Annotated in this window: 14 protein-coding genes; 10 read left to right on the top strand and 4 right to left on the bottom strand. The window is 41.5% G+C overall.

Annotation, left to right across the window (positions count from 1 at the left end):
• Window positions 1-15: 15 nt before the first annotated feature.
• Genes FCR06_RS08210 through FCR06_RS08200 form a run of 3 tightly spaced genes read right to left on the bottom strand, consistent with a single transcriptional unit; the run spans window position 16 to window position 3,735 of the window.
• The gene (locus tag FCR06_RS08210; protein WP_138498462.1) at window positions 16-2,187 is read right to left on the bottom strand and encodes a tetratricopeptide repeat protein; all 2,172 of its coding nucleotides are present in this window, start codon (window positions 2,185-2,187) and stop codon (window positions 16-18) included.
• Window positions 2,188-2,242: 55 nt separating this feature from the next.
• Window positions 2,243-3,025, bottom strand: coding sequence for a PP2C family serine/threonine-protein phosphatase (locus FCR06_RS08205; RefSeq protein WP_138498460.1), 783 nt, complete (start codon window positions 3,023-3,025; stop codon window positions 2,243-2,245).
• Between the two features lie 35 nt (window positions 3,026-3,060).
• Window positions 3,061-3,735, bottom strand: coding sequence for a vWA domain-containing protein (locus FCR06_RS08200; protein WP_138498458.1), 675 nt, complete (start codon window positions 3,733-3,735; stop codon window positions 3,061-3,063).
• Between the two features lie 812 nt (window positions 3,736-4,547).
• Here FCR06_RS08200 and FCR06_RS08195 point away from each other — a divergent pair.
• The 10 genes from FCR06_RS08195 to FCR06_RS08150 all read left to right on the top strand — a co-directional run bounded on the left by FCR06_RS08195 (window position 4,548) and on the right by FCR06_RS08150 (window position 17,808).
• Window positions 4,548-5,921, top strand: a complete 1,374-nt coding sequence (locus FCR06_RS08195) for a response regulator (protein ID WP_138498456.1) — start codon at window positions 4,548-4,550, stop codon at window positions 5,919-5,921.
• A gap of 821 nt (window positions 5,922-6,742) precedes the next feature.
• A complete protein-coding gene (gene pheT / locus FCR06_RS08190; protein WP_138498454.1) occupies window positions 6,743-9,202 on the top strand; it encodes a phenylalanine--tRNA ligase subunit beta in 2,460 nt (819 codons plus the stop codon).
• Window positions 9,203-9,393: 191 nt separating this feature from the next.
• Window positions 9,394-9,663: a YciI family protein gene (locus FCR06_RS08185; protein WP_138498452.1), complete on the top strand. Its 270-nt coding sequence runs from the start codon at window positions 9,394-9,396 to the stop codon at window positions 9,661-9,663.
• Window positions 9,664-9,686: 23 nt separating this feature from the next.
• Complete coding sequence (locus tag FCR06_RS08180) at window positions 9,687-10,019, top strand: hypothetical protein (protein ID WP_223280076.1); 333 nt, start codon at window positions 9,687-9,689, stop codon at window positions 10,017-10,019.
• Window positions 10,016-10,810: a Tab2/Atab2 family RNA-binding protein gene (locus tag FCR06_RS08175; RefSeq protein WP_138498448.1), complete on the top strand. Its 795-nt coding sequence runs from the start codon at window positions 10,016-10,018 to the stop codon at window positions 10,808-10,810. Before FCR06_RS08180 ends, FCR06_RS08175 begins: the two co-directional genes overlap by 4 nt.
• A gap of 269 nt (window positions 10,811-11,079) precedes the next feature.
• Complete coding sequence (locus FCR06_RS08170) at window positions 11,080-11,304, top strand: hypothetical protein (RefSeq protein ID WP_138498446.1); 225 nt, start codon at window positions 11,080-11,082, stop codon at window positions 11,302-11,304.
• Window positions 11,305-11,731: 427 nt separating this feature from the next.
• Window positions 11,732-12,544, top strand: coding sequence for a class I SAM-dependent methyltransferase (locus FCR06_RS08165; RefSeq protein WP_138498444.1), 813 nt, complete (start codon window positions 11,732-11,734; stop codon window positions 12,542-12,544).
• A gap of 742 nt (window positions 12,545-13,286) precedes the next feature.
• A complete protein-coding gene (locus tag FCR06_RS08160; protein ID WP_223280075.1) occupies window positions 13,287-14,888 on the top strand; it encodes an MDR family MFS transporter in 1,602 nt (533 codons plus the stop codon).
• A 949-nt stretch (window positions 14,889-15,837) separates the two neighbouring features.
• Window positions 15,838-16,680: a phytanoyl-CoA dioxygenase family protein gene (locus tag FCR06_RS08155; protein WP_138498442.1), complete on the top strand. Its 843-nt coding sequence runs from the start codon at window positions 15,838-15,840 to the stop codon at window positions 16,678-16,680.
• A gap of 111 nt (window positions 16,681-16,791) precedes the next feature.
• The gene (locus FCR06_RS08150; protein WP_138498440.1) at window positions 16,792-17,808 is read left to right on the top strand and encodes a FecCD family ABC transporter permease; all 1,017 of its coding nucleotides are present in this window, start codon (window positions 16,792-16,794) and stop codon (window positions 17,806-17,808) included.
• A gap of 27 nt (window positions 17,809-17,835) precedes the next feature.
• On the opposite strand, the gene FCR06_RS08145 is transcribed toward FCR06_RS08150, so the two are convergent.
• Window positions 17,836-19,837, bottom strand: a 2,002-nt coding sequence (locus tag FCR06_RS08145; RefSeq protein ID WP_138498438.1) for an AAA family ATPase, incomplete at its 5' end; no start/stop codon positions are given.

Genomic DNA, 19,837 nt, shown 5'->3' with positions numbered 1-19,837 from the left:
AAAACTYACTTGTTTTTAGTTGATTTTTTCTACACTACTCGGCCCTTGGAATAAAGGGTCACATTTGTTTTCGATAACTACACACATGTTACTGAGTGCTTGCTGATAATTATCCATATCATTTTGCTCAAGAAAAATTTTGGCGGCTGTCTGTAAATCTGCAACCGCTTTTGTTTGATTTTGGTTAGATTCTTTACCACCATATTGTGCTAGTTCATAACGAACCATACCTCGTTTGAGAAAGACTTTCGCTAGTTTGGGGCTTATAGTTAATGCTTGGTTAAAGTCAGCGATCGCTTGATTATATTCTTGCTCATAATTGCTGCTAAATTGGGCAATTTGATAATAGACAATACCGCGCTGGAAGTAAGCTTCTGCTTTGTATAGATTCAGCTTGATTGCTTGAGTAAAATCTGCGATCGCTTTTCGATAAACTTGTTGAGATTCACCGCTGTATTTAGCCATTTGGGTGCGAACAATCCCGCGTCTAATATAAGCTTCGACTTCATTAGGCTCGAAGCCGATAGCGCGATTGTAGTCGGCAATTGCTAAATTGTATTCTGTATCAGGATCGTTGCTCAATTCAGCAAGCATAAACCGGGCATTCCCCCGATTCACAAGTGCTTTGATTTGATTGGGCTTGATTTTCAAAGCTTGGGTGTAATCTGCAACTGCTCCTTCGTAATCTTTCAAGTTATAACGAGCATTGCCACGATTTACAATTGCTCTGACATGTTGTGGTTGTTGTTCAATCGCTTCGCTATAATTTGCAACTGCTTTTTCATAGTCTCGCTGTTTATAAGCAGCATGACCTTGCTGAAAATAATCTTCAAAGCTAAGTTTGTTATTTATCTGACCAGATTTTAATGTTTGTTGAGTGTAAGCATTGTGGGAAACCAACGGCTCGGTGAATTTAATCATTAAGTCCGCATATCCCAATAAACCAAAACCCAACAAGCAAAAAACAATCGGGTACAATTTTGACTTCTTGGAACGTCTATAAGATGAACCGTTTGGGGTAATTATTGATGGTTGCCAATAATTCCCTAGGTGCGATGACATGACTCGCTGTGGCAAGCGTGGTACTTGGGTGTGGCGTTTTTTCGGTTTAATTCGCGGTTGTAAGTGTTCTCTGGCTTCTATCGCCCGATGCGATGGGAAAGGATCGCGTCCACCTAATCGCACGGTACGTTCGCACCAAGGACAAAGATCTAAATGGTTGTTGTAACGATGTTGGGGATTAGTAGTGCAAGTAATCAGGGAATCTTCAGCTTCGGATATTGCTGAAAGCCAAGTTTGGGCACTCGGCCGCACCTGTGGGGTGTTGTGACCGTCTTCAAAACAACGTATAAATAGTTGTTGTAAGCTGGGATGAAGAATTTCCCAAGGAGGTGCGATGGGTGTAGGTAGGTAGGGTACCCGTCGCTTTTGGCTGTAAGTGAAGTGTCCAGCTGCAATGCGTGCTTCGTAGGGCGGTGGCTCCATAGCCCCTTGAAAAATCCCGGAAAATGGGTGCGTACCTTCCATTAACAGTTGAAATACCAGTACTGCTAACCCAAATAAGTCATGGGAAATTTCGCGATCGTGTTCGGCAAAAGTTTTATTTTGTAGTTCTGGTGGGGTAAACTCTGGTTTACCGACTGAGCAACGGTAAACAAGGTTGGTGTTTGGGTTGCGTACTTGGAAAGAGTCAGTATCTATTAAAGTTACCAGCGCTGTGTCACTGACGAGGATGTTTGACTCATTCACGTCGCCAATGCAATATCCACTAGCGTGCAAGGCTGCAAAAGCCGCCGCCAGGTTCCGAGCCGTACGGAGCAGGTACTGATAGTTGAATAACGGGCAGTGTTGGCGACGGGTTCTCGGGTTATAAAAGTCAATGATTGGACGCATTCCCTGAATGCGTGGCATTAAAAACCCTAGGATATCATTGCTACCATCTGCGGCACGTAATAAATCCTCTGGCCAAGCAATGGAAATATGCCCCAAACTAGCTGTGGGGTTTTCCGGCGGGTTAGCCAGCATCGCTTGGAGTTTTTCAGCATGACCAGTGGTTGGCTTGTGGTAAATCTTTGCCACCAAATTACCATCGGATGGCAGTGCATAAACACAAGCTTCACCACCACGCCCCAAACTGATACTCAAATTGAGGATTTCTTTTTTAGGAGAACAACGTAGTACCTGCATAGTCAAATTACCGCTAACGAGAGTATTTAAAATCTCAAACTTTTAAAATTAATGCTTATGAGTCATTAAACGCAGCTACAATCAGTGTTAAATCATCATCAGTGCGTTGGGTAATTCGCTCTGAGCGTAAGAAATTTACTAACTGCTCTTTTGCTGCTGTCTTATCCTCGCTATTAGCTACAAATTCAAACAGCGGAAAAAAGAACGGTTTATGAGGTTCCCCAACAACCATATTTAAAGCCAGCATTTGTAACCCGTCAGTAATTATACCAACATTTACTATGTCTGTACGCCATAATCTCATCTGTGCTGTATCTAAGGCAGTGGGCGAAGTTAAAAAGGTGGTTTCGTTGATGTATTCGCCGCTATCAGGCATAGTCAGTGCTAGGAGGTTACCCATTTGGTCTTTTGCTACTGCCAAACCATCACCTATTTGAGCTACAGCCACAACTTCTGGTGTAGCAACCATGATAATTAAGGTAGTTGCTAAGTCTTGAGGCTGTTTGTCACAACCAAAAGCTTCATCCTCCACAGCTTTTTTAGCAGCTAGTATGGCATCATTTAAGAGCGATCGCACACGAGCATCATTAGTCAAAGTGCTTCGGGTTAATTGTTTAGTACAAATGTTTTCGATTGCTGTCTCCACAGCAACCATCGCTCCTACTTTCCCAAGACTTGCAGAACCCGCGCCATCTGCTGCTGCCGCCACTAAAATGTTATCTGACAAGAGCTGCCAGTGATGAGCATCCTGACATAACTGTTTATTTTTTAAGTGACTTGTACCACATACTGACGCAGCCACAATCCGCCATTGAGCAATCTGTTTTGATAGGTTCATAAGATTTTGTTCCAACAGCCAGCTGCCATCTTTAATTAAACAGTCCCCCAACCAATCGGCGGTAGTGCTACCTGTTCGTCCACCTGGGAATGCGAAACAGCTGACATACTAGCTGAGAGCCAAACAAACATCTCAATAAAGTTTAGCCCTTTAAGTTTCAGCGGAGTACGCACAGCTATTTGATTTAAGCGCGTCATGTTGGCATTTTCCACACCAACTGTAAAAAATGCTACCCTTTTATTTGCTTCATCACCTTGTAAACGCTGGGCTGCTTGATCCACCACATGATCTAACTCACCTTGCGGTTCTCCGTCGGTGATCATAAATACCCAAGGACGATAATAAGCAATCCCATTGGTACGATACTGAGATTTTCTCTCTTGAATAATGTCTAAAGCTTTATGAATTCCTGCACCCATCGTCGTCAATCCTTGAGCTGTTAAAATCGGCGGATTGAATTGATCGGCAGTTACAAAGTCTTGTACTACATTAATATTACTATCAAAAGTTACGATCGCCACTTCCACCCGTCTGGCAGCCAAGGAATTTTTAATCAATTCATCCTTTAAACTTAATAAACCCTGATTTAAAGCCTCAATCGGATCTCCTTGCATCGAGCCAGATGTATCTAGTAGAAGTACGCACGGACAACGCGGTTCTGGATTTTCTGCAAACTCTACAACTTCATCAAGTCTTAATGTGTCATGCATAACTTTTTGTGTTATGTTAAAGTCCAAAGTTTTATTTCCCTTTCAAAGTATGTAATTCAGCCACTGGGGTGACTACAGATATAGTATTTAATGGTAAATGCTCTAACTGTCATCAAACATATAATCTTAATCGAGTTCTCTATATATTTTAAGAGAGCTTTAGCAGCATTTAGTTGGGTAAAAAAGAGTTTTTCAAAACCCAGCATTAGCTGTTGTAGTAAATCTCTCCAAAATTTATATCTATCAAACCTAGAGTACAATAAATACTTAGGCTTTCCTACATAAGTTTTTAAAGATTTTATATAGGATAATTGTTTCTTTATAGAAAAGTAATTAAGCGTAATTAAGAACATTAGCTTTTCAAGTGTACCTCTGTTATCGCGCGAAGTTTGAATCACTGCTTTTTAAGTGAATTAGCAAAACTTAAGATATAGATTATTAAGGACTTAAGTCTACATTTATCAATGGTCAGTTAAGTTAAAAGTGACTAACATGTACTGAGATTCTATTTACTAATGGTCTTTACATTTGTTAATTTATGCTTACCTCAGTTGAAAAGTCAGGAATAAAACAAAAAAGAAGTTGTTTCATCCATAGTGTACATAATTAAAGACAACTATATTATTTTTAAAACCTGATTAAAAAGTATAAAATATAACTAAAATTTTAAAAATTTATAATTATTAATATATATACATATTAAAATAAATATTTTATACATGGATAAAAATTATAAACAACAAAAGACTTCATAGCTGATATTTGTAATTTACAAATGTTCGGTTGCTGATTCCGCAAAAAAGTAGAAAAATATGAATAACTCAGGTGCATTCAATAAATTACGTCCTTTAAGTTTGTTAAGACAGTTATCTAATTGCTCTGAAAGTACTTGTTTACAAACATTGAGTAACTCAGTTTCTTGGTCGATTTACTTAGAACAGGGCAAAATAACTTACGCAACCCATTCAGTAGAACCGTTCGATAGGTTAGAACGGCATTTGCGTCGCTTAAGCCATCAAATTCCACTACTTACCAACGAGGTTCGCATTCAGGTTCGTCTGATGTTTGAACCTGACTCACACACTCAGTTAATCGAACATTACAGTCAATCCAAAAACCAGCCTCCTGAATATCAAGCTATATACTGGCTTATCAGTCAACAATATCTACATTCTACCCAAGCAGCAGTAGTGATTCAAGAATTAGTTAAAGAGGTAATTGAATCATTTTTGCTAATCAAAGAAGGTACTTATGAATTAACAGAACCACTTAGTAGAATGGCAAAAATTTGCAGGTTTGATACAGAAAAAATTTTAGAACGTTGCCAAATAAAATTAGAAAATTGGCAGTCTTTTATACCACATATTTCTTCTCCATATCAACGCCCATATCTGTTGGCTAACAGCCAGTTGGAAGAAAAAGATTTATCAAACCTCCAGCCGAATTTAATTAACTGGATGAAAGGTTTTAGTCTTTGTCATTTAGCGGCAATTTTAAATCAAGATGAAATTCAACTGGCTCGCCAATTATACCCTTACATCGTTAAAGGGAGAATTATCTTACATGAACCAGATCCACCATTTGATAAACTACCAAAGATATTTGAAGAGCAAGCACATTTCCCAAAATTGACTACAAAATCAATTGATACCGAAGATAAAGTCAATATTTACTCAGATATTCCGGAAGAGAACATAGGTACTGTTGAGCAATTACCAGAGATTTCTACTCCTCCAAAAGCAGACTTTCAGGAACCAACAATATCAGATAACATAAATTCAGCTTCCCAAAAAGTAACTGCTGCTACTGTAACTACACAAAAAGTTCATAAAATCGTTTCTGTAGATGATAGCCCGACAGTTCTTAAAGAAATTAGCTATTTCTTAGAAAGTGAAAATTTTTCTGTAGTGACTATTAACGATCCATTAAAAGCTGTTTTGTCAATTATTAGGCACAAACCAGACTTAATTTTACTGGATTTAAACATGGTAGGAATTGATGGTTATGAATTGTGCAGAATTATCCGTAATAATTCCATGTTTAAGCAGACTCCTATTATCTTTGTCACTGGTAGCAAAGGAATTGTAGATAAAGTAAGAGCGAGATTAGTCGGATCATCTGGATATTTGACAAAACCGTTTACTCGCGCCGAATTACTAAAAATAGTTTTTATGCATTTAACTTAAATTCATTGATATATAGACTTGTAAGTAGTAGGGATGTAAAGAGATAATAATCTATAAATCATTGTGCCACAATGGTTTAAAAAATATCGATTTTAGCTATTTAGTCAAAAAATTAACTCTCAAACCCTTAATACATCTAAAATTTAAAAATTGAGTCTGATTTTTTATCGGAGTGATGGAATGTTACAAATTACCAATAAAAAATTACTCAAGTAGGAGTAATTTTTTTATTTTGAACTTACTATAGGACTCATATTTGATTTCTGAAATATACATAGTGGCGTGGCAAGCCTTAAATATTGCAATAAAATTTATTGTGGGGTGGGCAGGAAAGCCTGCCTCAGACGGGCGAGACGCCCATCCCACAAGAGTCAAGCTCATGTACTACTTTAGCTTTGATACGCTACCACAGATACTTAGATTTTTTCATAAAAATAGCAGTTGCCAGGTAGATTAGGACATAATGACAAGCGTGAATCTCAGTGATAGTAAGGTTTTTACCTCCTGCCCTCTGCCTCCTGCTATAAAATCGGACTTTTATCTATCTATTTAAAATTTAAAATTGCTGGAAGTAGTTATATTGTTATCTACAAAAAATCTTTGAGGAAGTAGCTAAACTGGAAGCTAAAGCGATCGCTCTGGTAAACAGCTCGGTTTTAAGGTACAGGTTTTACAGTAGACTTTTGTGATCAAACAACTTCTGCGGTAATTGCTGAGTTTGTCAAAGAAAAATTCATCTGTGTTTTGCAGGTGATTGTTTCTGCTGCTAGCAAACACTCTAAAATGAGAGCAACAGACGATTCCTCAAACAAGCACATTCCATGCGTATTTCTCTAAATTGGCTGCGCGAACTAGTAGAGATAAAACTTAGTCCAGAAGAATTGGCCGAAACCCTGACGATGGCGGGGTTTGAAGTAGAAGATATTGAAGACCGCCGTACTTGGGCAAATGGCGTAGTTGTGGGAAGAGTGCTTGAGCGTCAACCACACCCTAATGCTGATAAATTAAGTGTTTGTCAAGTGGATATTGGCGCAGATGAGACTTTAAATATTGTCTGTGGTGCCGCTAATGTCAAGGCTGATATCTATGTGCCGGTAGCAACTACAGGTACTTATTTACCCAACATTGATTTAAAAATTAAACCTGCAAAACTGCGCGGTGTCCCTTCTCAAGGCATGATTTGTTCTTTAAAAGAACTCGGTTTGCCCACTGACGTAGAGGGAATTCATATTTTTCCCCAAGAAAATTTACCCTTGGGTAGCGATGTGCGTCCATTGTTGGGTTTAGATGATGTAATTTTAGATCTCACAGCAACCGCTAATCGTGCTGATGCTCTATGTATGGTAGGCGTAGCACGGGAAGTCGCAGCCTTAACTGGTGGAAAACTTAGCATTCCTGTACCCGGTGAAGTGCCAATTAGCAAAAATCCAGGAAATTTAGCTTTAAAAATTGCCGATACCCAAGCTTGTCCCGCGTACATTGGTACAGTAATCGAACAAATTAAAATTGCCCCATCTCCTGAATGGTTGCAACAGCGCTTACGGGCTGCTGGAGTACGTCCAATAAATAATGTGGTGGACATCACTAACTACGTGTTGTTGGAATGGGGACAACCACTACACGCCTTTGATCGCGATCGCCTAAAATCAGTTGCAACTAGCGAAAGTTTAACCATCGGCGTCCGCTTCGCCACTGCTGGAGAATCCCTCAAAACCCTGGATGGACAAACTCGCACTTTAGCATCCCAAAATTTATTAATTACTGCTAACGACAAACCTGTGGCCTTGGCAGGAGTTATGGGTGGAGAAGAAACCGAAGTCCATGAAGGTACTCAAAGCCTAGTTTTAGAAGCCGCTTTATTTGATTCCGTGGCAATTCGCCGTTCTTCTCGCAGTGTTGGCTTAAGAAGTGAAGCTTCTGGTAGATACGAAAGAGGAGTTAACCGTGCTGAGTTGGAAGTTGCAAATCGCCGCGCCTTGTCCTTAATTGGCGAATTAGCGAGTGGAATTATTGTCCAGCAGGAAATTGCCGACACTCGCCCCGACCCATCTACCTGGAGTCGTTCGATTGCACTGCGTTTAGAAAAAGTTAATCAGGTACTTGGGCCAATCGATTTCGGAGAAGAGACAGCAGAACTCCAAGGACAAGACATTGAAAGGATTCTGACTGCATTAGGATGTCAGGTGACTCCTTCAGGCAACGTCTTAGGACAAGACAATACACCTCAACCCACGTGGTCTGTTTCTGTACCACCCTATCGTTACCGCGATTTAGAACGGGAAATCGATTTAATTGAAGAAATCGCCCGTCTTTATGGGTACAACAGATTTTGTGATACCTTACCAGAAAAAGCCGAAGCGGGTTATCTGCCTTTAGACCAGGAAGTGATTCGCAAATTACGAGCTTTTTTACGAGCAGAAGGTTTAACAGAATTAATTCATTATTCTTTAGTTAAACCAGGAGAAGACAGACAAATAGTATTAACAAACCCATTGTTTGTAGAATATTCAGCGCTGCGAACTGATTTAATATCTGGGTTAATTGACGCCTATCAATATAATATAGAGCAGGGTAACGGTGGCCTCAACGGCTTTGAAATCGGGCAAATTTTCTGGCAAGAAGACGGTTTGCAAGAAGCAGAAGCCCTCGCTGGTATTATGGGAGGTGATCGCTCTGTTGGCAAATGGTCAAAAAGTGGTCGCGAACAACCCTTGACTTGGTTTGAAGCCAAAGGCATTTTAGAAAGTGTATTTCGCCAACTCGGCTTGCAAGTAGAATATCAACCCGATCGCCGAGATGAACGCTTACATCCAGGACGCACCGCTTCCTTATGGATTAGAGGTAACAGTCTAGGTATTTTTGGACAAATTCATCCCCAACTGCGGCGCGAAAAAGGCTTACCAGATTCAGTCTACGTTTTCCAGTTAGATTTAAATGTACTTTTAAATTCTTTAGACGAAGATGGAATTCTTATCTCCACATTTACTCCCTACTCTACCTACCCAGCAAGCGATCGCGATATCGCCTTTTTCGCACCCATAAAAGTCTCAGTAGGCGAACTGCAAAAAGCAATTACCAAAGCTGGCAAAGATTTACTCGAATCAGTGGAATTGTTTGATGAATATCGTGGCGAAAACGTCCCCGAAGGTCAGCGGAGTCTAGCATTCCGCCTAGTTTATCGGGCAAGCGATCGTACCCTCACTGATGCTGAAGTCGAACCAGTACACAATAAAGTCCGCGAAGCCTTAGTGGAAAAATTCGGCGTTAACCTGAGAAGTTAGCTATGGGAGTGGGCATTGGGCATGGGGCATTGGCAGTGTGGAAGGTATGAAAAGCTTTTTATAATCTACCGACACTCACTCATCTCACTCATCTCCCGCACTGCTTACAGACGCGATGAATCGCGTCTCTACCCACTCCCCATTTCTGTATTAATCCTTATTAATCCTTTTGAACTTTGAATTAATTGACTATGCCTAAATATGTACTCTGGGGAACTTACTGCGAAGACGTTCTTGAAAAACGCGTCCCCCACCGTCAAGCTCATTTAGACGGATTAGCAAAACAGAAAGAATCTGGTGTGCTGATTACCATTGGCCCCACCAAAGATGTTACAAAAGTTTTTGGACTTTATGAAGCTGAAGACGAAGCCACTGTCCGCGAATTAATAGAAAATGATCCATATTGGAAAAATGGCATCTGGACTGAATATTCTATCAAAGAATGGATTCAGGCTTTTTGAATTAAGTATCCGAGATGAGGGAGATGAAGCTCAAAGTTGAGCCTCTGAAGCTCAAAGTTGAACCTCTAAAGCTCAAAGTTGAACCTCTGAAGCTCAAAGTTGAACCTCTAAAGCTCAAAGTTGAACCTCTGAAGCTCAAAGTTGAACCTCTGAAGCTCAAAGTTGAACCTTTGAAGGTCAAAGTTGAGCCTCTAAAGCTCAAAGTTGAGCCTCTAAAGCTCAAAGTTGAACCTCTGAAGCTCAAAGTTGAACCTCTGAAGCTCAAAGTTGAACCTCTCACCTTGAAACTTTCAATTTTAACTCTCCCTCATCTCTCCATCTCCTCATCTCCCCACCTCCCCGTTTCCCAGATATGAAAATTTGGCAGGCTGATTTTTATCGTCGTCCATTACCAGATGCATCTGGACAAGTTTTCTGGGAGTTGTTGATTTGTGATCCAACTCGCAGCTTTGAATATGAAGCTACTTGTCTTCAGTCAGCAGCAAATTCTAATTGGGTTGCTACTCAACTTCAACTAGCAGCTGATGAAAAATTGCCGGATATAATTCAGGTGTTTCGTCCTCAGTCTTTGAGTTTAATTGAAGCGGCTGGACGCAATTTAAATATTAATGTCGAACCGACTCGCCGCACTTTCGCACTCAAACAGTGGTTACAGGAAAAGCAATATCCTTCAGTGCTGGATAAACCACCCCCCGCACCATTACCAGAAAACCTCTGGGGAGAACAATGGCGTTTTGCCACACTCCAAGCTGGTGAACTCGTGGATGTATTTGCACAACGCCCGATTCCCATTTTGCACATCCCAGAATATCTTCAACCAATCGATTTAGGTTTGGCGTCAACGATAGCTGTTCCCGGTGTGGTAATTTATGGTGGACGGCGATCGATGTACTTAGCACGTTGGTTACAGCAAGCCCGTCCCATAGCATTGAACTACATTTCTGGCGCACCGAATGGCTTAGTATTAGAAGCAGGCTTAGTAGATAGATGGATTGTTGCGACTTTTGAAGATCCAGAAGTTACAACAGCAGCCCAAGCATACGAACAACGTAAACAGCAAAGCCAAGGATTACATTTTTTGTTAGTGCAGCCTGATGATTCTGGAATGACTTACAGCGGCTTTTGGTTATTGCGAACAGAAGATTGATCAAAACTTTTCAAAGGGGGTATAGCTATGTGCCCCGACAAATTTCTGCACTGATCTGATTGGGAACCGCTATATCCGCTTTGGTCTTAGGTTACACCACATGGTATTATCTAAGTACTCACTGATAATTGAGGATAAATATTGTATTTGTTTAAGTGACTCAAACAAGTCTCTTTTAGAAACGTGCTTTTAATAATAGCTATAAATAAACTTTAGTACTTCTAAGGTATCTGATTTTAATCAAAACACTTAACTAAATAGTTATTTCTATGAACCAGCATTCATTTCACGACGAAATCAGCCTAGCAGAAAAAGCAGAAGAGTTTGGAACAAGAGCAATGAAGTTGGGACTAATTCCTTCATTTGTTGTTCATCATTTCCCTGATAGCTGGGAATTTTACATCCCCGACCAAAAAAGTTCAGTCCCTTTGACACCAGAAGAAGCTTACCTGAAATTGAAAAAATTAGTTGAATCTACTTCATCCGCAGTATAGACTTAGCCATATTCCTAATAGGAAAAATCACAAGGTATTTAAAGCTGATATCTTACTCAGTACGCATTCGTTACTAGAGCGATCGCGGATTGTTTTCAAATGCTCTAGCTCATCCTTCGCTTCCCATTTTTTAATAATATGCGCCTGTACTAGTTTTTCTCAAATTAACAAGGTAAATTGGTAATAAAATTTTATCAAATTGCAATTCATAGCTAGGCATTGCCTGATTTACTTCAAGTTTTATCAGACCCATAGTTTCTAATTTATAGGCAGTGATCGCTATTTTCGTACTTGGCCAAGCCGTAAATCCTGTTGCGATCGCACCTTATATAAATTGAGGCTACACTATATTGTATTTGCAGCTTATTTCTCGTTCTCAAGTTTGAGTATAGAAACGCCAGTAACGAATGTAAGCAGGAGATGATTTATGCCGAGATGGAACGCAGAGAAAAAACAAGCCTATCGAACCGAGGTAATTCAACGCATTACCGCAGCAATGCCCTCAATAATGCAGGAATATGCCTCAATTAATTGGACGGAGGAACTCAAAGGCTACCGTACCGACCATGAATATTACCCTGACTACATCCACGCTCCTATTCATGGGATAAGCGATTCCTATACCAACTCTCAATCCTGCTTAAGTTGGGATGCTGCTATGGATGCCATTATTCCCCTCAGCCACAATGTTAGTTGCCAGCAGTTGCGCGAAAAAATGGCTGAACTAATTCCTCAAGACATTGAAATTGAGACGGTGCTGGAGCTTGGTGCAGGTACGGGTGGCGGAGCGCTGGCCTTAGCACAGCGATTTCCCCAAGCGACTTTTCACATTACAGATGTTTCGCCTTACATGCTGGTAATCGCTCAGCACAAGTTTAATAAGCTTGGATTTGGTCACCGGGCTTCCTTCGAGCAGGTGGACGCTCGTTATACTGGCTACCCTGACAACTCATTTACTGTTGTCACATCATCACTACTCTTTCACGAGACGCCTAAAGAGTGGACGCCTAAGATTCTTAAGGAGATGTACCGGATAACCAAACCCGGAGGTTGGATACTATACGCTGACACATATCGTGGTGAATACGCTCTGAGCGCTTCTTTTCAAGAACCGTGGTTGGATGACTTTATCCATTTCAACTTCGAGTATGAGTTTGCCAAAGCAGGTTTTACAGAACTCAAATACATTCCCTATGCTGTCGGTTTGTGGTATATGGTTGGTCGTAAGCTAGAAACTTGAAGACAAAACAATGACAACAGAAGTTAGGGACTTCTAGTGACAAAAATATTCCATCGCGGAAGCATAAGGTTTCCGCTTCTATAAATATGGAAATAGTTTGAAATAATTTATTTTTTGGAAATTCCTTCACAACAATTTTGTTCAGTGCAGAGACTTTAAGCTCTCAGTATTTGGCACTAATATCAAGCTCGGCTAATTACTTACAATATGGTTGGTCTTTTTGGAAATTGGAAAAAAGTAATTGGTAATGCGTGATAGGTGAACATTAGTAATTGGGAAAAAGGTAATAGGTAATAGGTAATTGCCAAGAGGTGAAAAATTATATTTTTCTTCACCATCAACCATTACCTATTGCCGACCCTCACAGATATCATAAGTATTCAAGCAAACATGATATTATTCAGCAGAATTTAGGTCTTCTTTTATTAAAAAATTAATCGCCAGAAGTACTTAAAATCGTCCTTATGGCAGTGCGGAACTGTTTTATTTTGTGGTAAATAATAAGTAATATAAGAGCAATTGCAATAAATTAAATTTCTTATTCTAGTGACTGACATATTTATTATTTTTTATTAAAAATTCACTCTAAAGACTGAATCCTTTTACCTCCTATTCATACCTACACTAAATAGTTAAGGTGTAAAATTAACCAATGGTTATTATTTTCAAACAAATCAGTTGTCTATGTCAGCCATAGTCACCGTAAATATCAAATAAGTCCAGTAAAAACACAAACAACGCTGTGAGTAAAAACTCTAAAAAACAATGGCAAATGCAACCTCCTTCCGGCCCACCTTTTGCCGACGATCACGTCCCTGTTAAGACCTGGATCGGTCTTTTTGGAGCAATGCTGGGCGCGTTCATGGCAGTATTAGATATCCAGATTGTCAGCTCCTCTCTCGAAGAAATTGGAGGCGCTCTAGGTGCGACGCTCGAAGAGGGTTCCTGGATTTCGACGGCTTATTTAGTAGCGGAGATTGTGGTGATTCCGTTGACGGGTTGGCTGTCGCAGGTGTTTTCGGTGCGATGGTATTTGCTAGGGAACGCTGTTTTGTTTATTTTCTTTTCTATCTGCTGTGCCTTTGCCTGGAGCCTGCCCTCGATGATTGTGTTTCGAGCCGGACAAGGACTAACCGGAGGCGTACTCATCCCGATGGCATTCACCATTGTGCTGACAACCTTACCTGCTGCGAAACAGACAATCGGTTTGGCGCTATTTTCGATTACAGCCACCTTTGCCCCATCGATTGGGCCGACAATTGGAGGCTGGCTAACCGATAACTTTGCCTGGCAGTATAACTTTTATCTAAATATTATTCCAGGGATATTGTTGATAGGAATGGTCTGGTATGCGATCGAGCCTCAACCGTTGCAATTGAATCGGCTTAAAGGAGGCGACTGGTTGGGCATTGTCTCAATGGCGCTTGGTTTAGGGTCGTTGGAAGTAGTATTAGAAGAAGGAAACCGCAAAGATTGGTTTGGTTCGCCCTTGATTGTCCGTTTGGCGATCGTTGCTGCCGTTTTCACCACTCTTTTCCTCTGGCTTGAACTTACTGGCAAAAGACCGTTTATCAATTTGCGCTTATTAGTTCGCCGTAATTTTGGTATTGGCAGTATAGCAGGCTTGGCATTGGGATTAGGATTGTATGGCTCTGTCTACATCCTGCCTCTGTATCTTGCTCAAATCCAGAACTATTCCGCCATGCAAATTGGTGAAGTGATAATGTGGTCTGGCATCCCGCAACTTTTTCTCATCCCATTTGTACCCAGACTGATGAAGCACTTTGATGTCCGCTTTATGGCTGCGGTTGGATTCAGTCTATTTGCTGTCAGTTGTTTTATGAACTCCCACATGACGCAGTATACTGGCATCAACGAGTTGCGCTGGTCGCAGCTAGTTCGCGCACTTGGACAACCGCTGATGATTCTGCCACTGACCTCGATCGCAACTGCCAATATTGAAAGAGAACAAGCTGGTTCCGCCTCTGGGCTGTTTAATATGATGCGAAACTTGGGCGGTTCAATGGGAATTGCAGCACTGTCTACACTCCTAACTCGACGAGAACAATTTCACTCCAATCGCGTTGGCGATGCCGTTTCACTTTATAGACCGGAAACTCAGCAGCAGATTGACCAACTGACTCAATATTTTATTAGTCACGGTTCAGAAGCAAGTGTTGCTTACAATCAGGCAGTTCAGCAAATCGCTAACGTTGTGCGACGCGAGGCTTACATTATGGCGTACAACGATTGTTTTTACCTGATTGGCTTTGCACTGTTGCTCACCGGGCTAGCTTTGTTATTCTGCAAAAAAGTTAAAGCAACTAATGCAGCAGCCCATTAGAATTTTGCACAATAAGAGCGAGAGTAGGATTAGATAGATGCCTAGTACTACCACTGTGCAGTTGCAATAGCGCAAGCAACAACTGACACTTAACGACAAAAGAATATTGTTGAGACGTAGAAGTACTCTCATAAAGAGAGCTTATTATGCATAAATGCTAAATCACAACTGTCTTAAGCGGTTGACAGGCGTCTATAATGCTAATCATAAAGGCTTAATAACATAACACTGCCCTAGACGAAAGCTAGAGCAGTGTTTGATAGAAGTAAATTATATGGGAGACTTTTAGTGTTGTCTCCCGTTTATGCATAATTAATATCGTTATACAATACTATTCACTTCAAGTTTTGAACTTTACGCAAAAAACGAATAATTTTCAAATTAGCATTACAAAACTTATAGGTAAGCATAAGCTAGAGTTAAAGCATTTTTTGATACTAAATTAATTTCAGTAGACCGAAAACTCCTACCTTAGCAAAGGCCAAAGGCGAACGCAATGACAAGTGTTTAACCTGACAGTAGTAACGCATAACTGTTAAAACTTCATCCCCAATTTGGAAGGCAGCCTTGTCGAGTCTAATACCACTACTGATAGCCCATACGCGCTAATCCGCCTGTAAATATTACCAGTCAATAAGATTTAAGCTGTAAATCTTGAAGCTGGTCAAGCGAAAGTGCGATCGCACTTTATCTTTTTAGGCATTATAAAATAGTGTTTACTGAGTACAGCTATCTTTAAAGGATTTGTTTCACCCAAGAATCAACGAGATTTTTAACCAATATTCATCAAAGAATTGGGCAGTAATTCATCTTATATCCTGAATTTTTATGAATAAAAGTTAATAATTATAGTGAAGCTAATTTTAAATTTATTCTTCAAACTTAAAGTAACAGCTTCAAAAATCAAGCCTCTTTTGGATATCAATATTAATAAAAGTTAAGTAAGAAAATGTCTGAATATCTAACTGGCAAGCAGCCAACTACAGAGCAACTAAATGAATGGATTGAATATTTTCATACTAATGGATTTCTGGTGATTCACAATGTATTGACACCCGAGCAGTGTGAGCTATTAAGAAATGATTTAGATGAAACTCTTAAGCAGACAGAAGGTAAAGATTATCAAAAATCAAAGAAAATAATCAAGCGAATGTTTGAGTATTCTCAGCAAAATTTGAAGCTTTTTGCTTTAGAGCCAATCGTGACATTTGCAGAATATTTAATTGGTGGAGCAAATGGAACAGGCTACTCAATAGATGATGGTATTCCTAATGCTAATAGAATTCACGTTATCCACAATAACTCATTTAAAATTCCTCCCGAAACTGACGGATTAGCCAAAAATGCATGGCATCAAGACGATACACCGCATGTAATTTCGCTTGATGGGAAACCCTTAACTAATATTCGCTTGAATGTTCTTGCATTCACGGTGAATTACTACCTAACAGATGTATTATCTCAAGAAAATGGCCCAACTCAGGTGATTCCAGGATCTCATCTGTTTGGTAAGTTGTGCAACGATGATATTTCAGGATATGAAGAGCGAGTTTATAGCTGCTTGGGAGCAATGGGTTCTGCGGTTTGTTTTAACAATCAGGTATGGCATAGAGGTTCTAGAAACTCTTCCTCACTCGCTCGCTATATTACCCAGATTACTTACGCCAAGAGGCTGGTTGGGCATAAATACGCACCATTTATGAATTATCAAATGCCTAGTCACTGCTATGAACAAGCAGACCCAAAATTGAAGCAACTGTTAGGATTCCTTCCCAGCGGTGCTTATGGTTAATTTGATCGAGGGACTATTAGGAGTGCTGAGTTAGGAGTTAGAAATTCTCCTCTCTGCCCCCCTGCACCTGTGCCCCTTTACTCCTCTGTTCCCTAATCTTTCCGTCGATTAATGAAAAGACTATTTCAAACAATTTTCAGTGAATACCGTGTAGTTTGGGCTGTTTTACTGTTAGGTGTAGGATTAGCGTTCACAGTAGCGCTGTCACTTTCCCAAGGAGCAGTACCTTTGAGTATGTCTGAGTTTTGGCAAGCCATTCTTCAACAAGGCGATCCGGTTAAACAGACAATTCTCTGGGATTTGCGTCTCCCCCGGATTTGTGCGGCTCTAATCGTTGGTGCAGCTTTAGGTATGTCAGGAGCTCTGCTGCAAGGAATGTTACGCAATAGTCTTGCCGATCCTTTTATTCTTGGCATTTCTGCGGGTGCAGGATTAATTGTGATTTTAACAATTGTTTGGCATATATTTCCGATCGCCATTCCTTTAGCGGCGTGGATAGGTGCAATCTTAACTTCGGCGATCGTCATTTTACTCGGTCGCGCGGGGTCGGGAATTTCAGTTGAGCGGTTGATATTAGGCGGCGTGGCGGTGAGTTCTTTATTCGGTGCTGTGCAAAGTACCTTGCTGCTTTTAGCTGAAGACGGCCAAATACAAATTGCGCTGAGTTGGTTAATTGGTAGCCTCAACGGACGGGGTTGGCAAGAAATTTCTACTGCAAGTCCTTACATCATCGTTGCATTGATCGGCGGATGCTTGCTAGCGCGATCGGTAAACGTTTTGGCTTTGGGTGATGATTTGGCTGTGGGATTGGGGCTTTCATTAACGCGATCGCGCCTATTAATTGGTGCTGTCGCCACATTATTAGCCGCAGGTGCAGTCAGTATCAGCGGCTTAATTGGATTTGTCGGCCTGGTTGTTCCTCACGCTGTCCGGTTGCTCGTTGGTACAGATCACCGCTTTGTTTTGCCACTTTCCGCCCTTGCAGGTGCATGGTTACTCACCTTTGCAGAYTTACTCTCTAGATTAGGAGCAGTAGAACTACCAGTAGGTTCCGTYACCGCCTTGCTSGGTTCACCRCTRTTTATCTGGTTACTTTATCGTCGTTCTGCTGGGTTGAATAAATTCTGATACAAATCATGTGGGTAAGGCGTGAATTCAGACAAACCAGCGACGAATTAACTCTACTTGGAAGCGATAGCCGTCGTCAACTTCCTCAATTAACTCCCGTTGCAACAGCAAACTAAATGTAATATCAGCATCAGGAAACTGTTGTAATAAACTTTGGCAACTGACTGTAGCGCCTTCCCCTTGAGCGGCGATAAAACGTAGAATCGCTTGTCCAGTGGCGTCTACTTGGTTGTTTTGAATATCAGCAAAGAAAAAGCCCCCACTTTGCAAAGCTTCTGGTATCGCGGCTTCCACATCTGCGAAAGTTGCCAATCGCCGGATACAGGGGTCTTGTTCGTTTTTAAGGACAATTATTTCCGCACAGAGTAGTTGTACTAAGAACGGGTGACAACGGGTGAGTTGTAGCACTCGCTCAACAGCATCAGGTTCATAATGGAGGGTAAAATCTTTGACGGGATATTCAATTAATTGTCGTGCTTCCGCTTCTTTGAGGTAGGAGATATGCACTACTTGAATATTAATGAGATAACTAGCCCAGCGTTGATATTCTTCGATGGTATGGGAGCCAGCTAGTAAAATCTTGAAGCGAGGACGATGTTGGATGAGGTGACGCAGCATCCCCAAAACATCCTGTTCATCAAAGCGACCTTTGGCTATGGCCTTGTCTAGCACCTCGAATTCATCTAGCGCTAGTAAGGCGGTATTTTGTTCTAGAGCCTGTTCTACTTTATCTAGCCATTCATAGAAATAGGTGAAGGGGTCAGATTTTAACACTTCGCGGGTTAGGGACGGGAGAGTTACACCTTGCTTTTTTGCTGACTTTTCCATCTCTTTAGTAAGGTTGTAGAGAAAACCTGCATGGTCACTGGCGGATGAAGGTGCGCCTTGCAAGTCCACAAACATGGGGATGATGGAATTGGGTAGTAACTTTCCGATGTTATTGAGGAGAGAAGTTTTACCCATACGTCGCTGACCATAGAGTAGCAGAGATGGACGACGGCGATCTAAAAGCAACTGCTCAATGCGTAAGCCAATGTCATCACGCCCTGTGAAAATTTCTTGCTCTAGTGTCAGCGGTACGCCGATGATGTAAGGTGAGTCAATTTCTTGGTGGAGTTCAGTAATTTTAGTCAGTTCATCTATATAGTTGGTGACTATCTCACGCCAACTTTTGATAATGGGGCGGAAACGAACTGTATATTTGTCGCTGCTACGAGCAAAGTTCTGCAACTGTAGATTTAATTTATCTGCAACATCTCTGAGAAGTAAACGCTGGTTATAAGCACTTGCTTGATTGAGAGCAGCATCAACATCTTCGCTGATACGGTTAAAGATTCGTAATAGAGGGCTAATTTCACTCCTTAGTTCGTCAATTAACAGACTGCGATGAGCTTCACGGATAGCTTCTACATCGGCACAGGCTTGTAGACTACGTGCATCCAGTTCAATCTGTGCAGCTTGTGCTGCCCAGTGCTGGGGGCTGGTACTGAGATATTCTAAAGCAGCTTTGCCTTCAACTGGGTTATTTTCGATTATTAACAGGAGATGCTTATCCAAACCAGGTAGATGTGAACGCTGCCACTCATCCCAGAAGGCAGAGTGATAGTGCAACAAACAAGGGTTTTTACCATTACGCCCTTTGTCTAATCTATAGAGGAGATAATTCCAGACAATGAGAAATGGAAAGGATAAAATAGGTCGCCATGAATTGATCGTGACTCCCACGCCTCCCGCCACGCCTCCCGCCACGCCTCCCGCCACGCCTCCCGCTACGCCTCCCGCTACGCCTCCCACTACGCCGAACGCCACGCCTACCGCCACGCCTACCGCCACGCCTCCCGTCGTCACGCCTCCCGCCACGCCGAACGCCACGCCGAACGTCACGCCTCCCGCCACGCCTCCCGCCACGCCTCCCGCCACGCCTCCCCCTCCCGCCACGCCTCCCGCCACGCCTCCCGCTACGCCTCCCGCTACGCCTCCCGCTACGCCTAACGCCACGCCTACCGCCACGCCTACCGCCACGCCTCCC

The sequence above is a fragment of the Nostoc sp. PA-18-2419 genome (genome assembly GCF_005869855.1).
Classification (GTDB): domain Bacteria; phylum Cyanobacteriota; class Cyanobacteriia; order Cyanobacteriales; family Nostocaceae; genus Nostoc.
Note: the sequence above shows the minus strand (reverse complement) of the source record. Positions and strands in the feature narration are given on the sequence as shown.

Excerpts from the sequence above, each read along its gene's own strand:
- FCR06_RS08165 (WP_138498444.1), top strand. The coding sequence starts at position 11,732 with ATGCCGAGATGGAACGCAGAGAAAAAACAAGCCTATCGAACCGAGGTA.
- FCR06_RS08195 (WP_138498456.1), top strand. The coding sequence starts at position 4,548 with ATGAATAACTCAGGTGCATTCAATAAATTACGTCCTTTAAGTTTGTTA.
- FCR06_RS08175 (WP_138498448.1), top strand. The coding sequence starts at position 10,016 with ATGAAAATTTGGCAGGCTGATTTTTATCGTCGTCCATTACCAGATGCA.
- FCR06_RS08170 (WP_138498446.1), top strand. The coding sequence starts at position 11,080 with ATGAACCAGCATTCATTTCACGACGAAATCAGCCTAGCAGAAAAAGCA.
- FCR06_RS08155 (WP_138498442.1), top strand. The coding sequence starts at position 15,838 with ATGTCTGAATATCTAACTGGCAAGCAGCCAACTACAGAGCAACTAAAT.
- FCR06_RS08210 (WP_138498462.1), bottom strand. The coding sequence starts at position 2,187 with ATGCAGGTACTACGTTGTTCTCCTAAAAAAGAAATCCTCAATTTGAGT.
- FCR06_RS08205 (WP_138498460.1), bottom strand. The coding sequence starts at position 3,025 with ATGAACCTATCAAAACAGATTGCTCAATGGCGGATTGTGGCTGCGTCA.
- FCR06_RS08180 (WP_223280076.1), top strand. The coding sequence starts at position 9,687 with ATGAAGCTCAAAGTTGAGCCTCTGAAGCTCAAAGTTGAACCTCTAAAG.
- pheT (WP_138498454.1), top strand. The coding sequence starts at position 6,743 with ATGCGTATTTCTCTAAATTGGCTGCGCGAACTAGTAGAGATAAAACTT.
- FCR06_RS08200 (WP_138498458.1), bottom strand. The coding sequence starts at position 3,735 with ATGCATGACACATTAAGACTTGATGAAGTTGTAGAGTTTGCAGAAAAT.
- FCR06_RS08185 (WP_138498452.1), top strand. The coding sequence starts at position 9,394 with ATGCCTAAATATGTACTCTGGGGAACTTACTGCGAAGACGTTCTTGAA.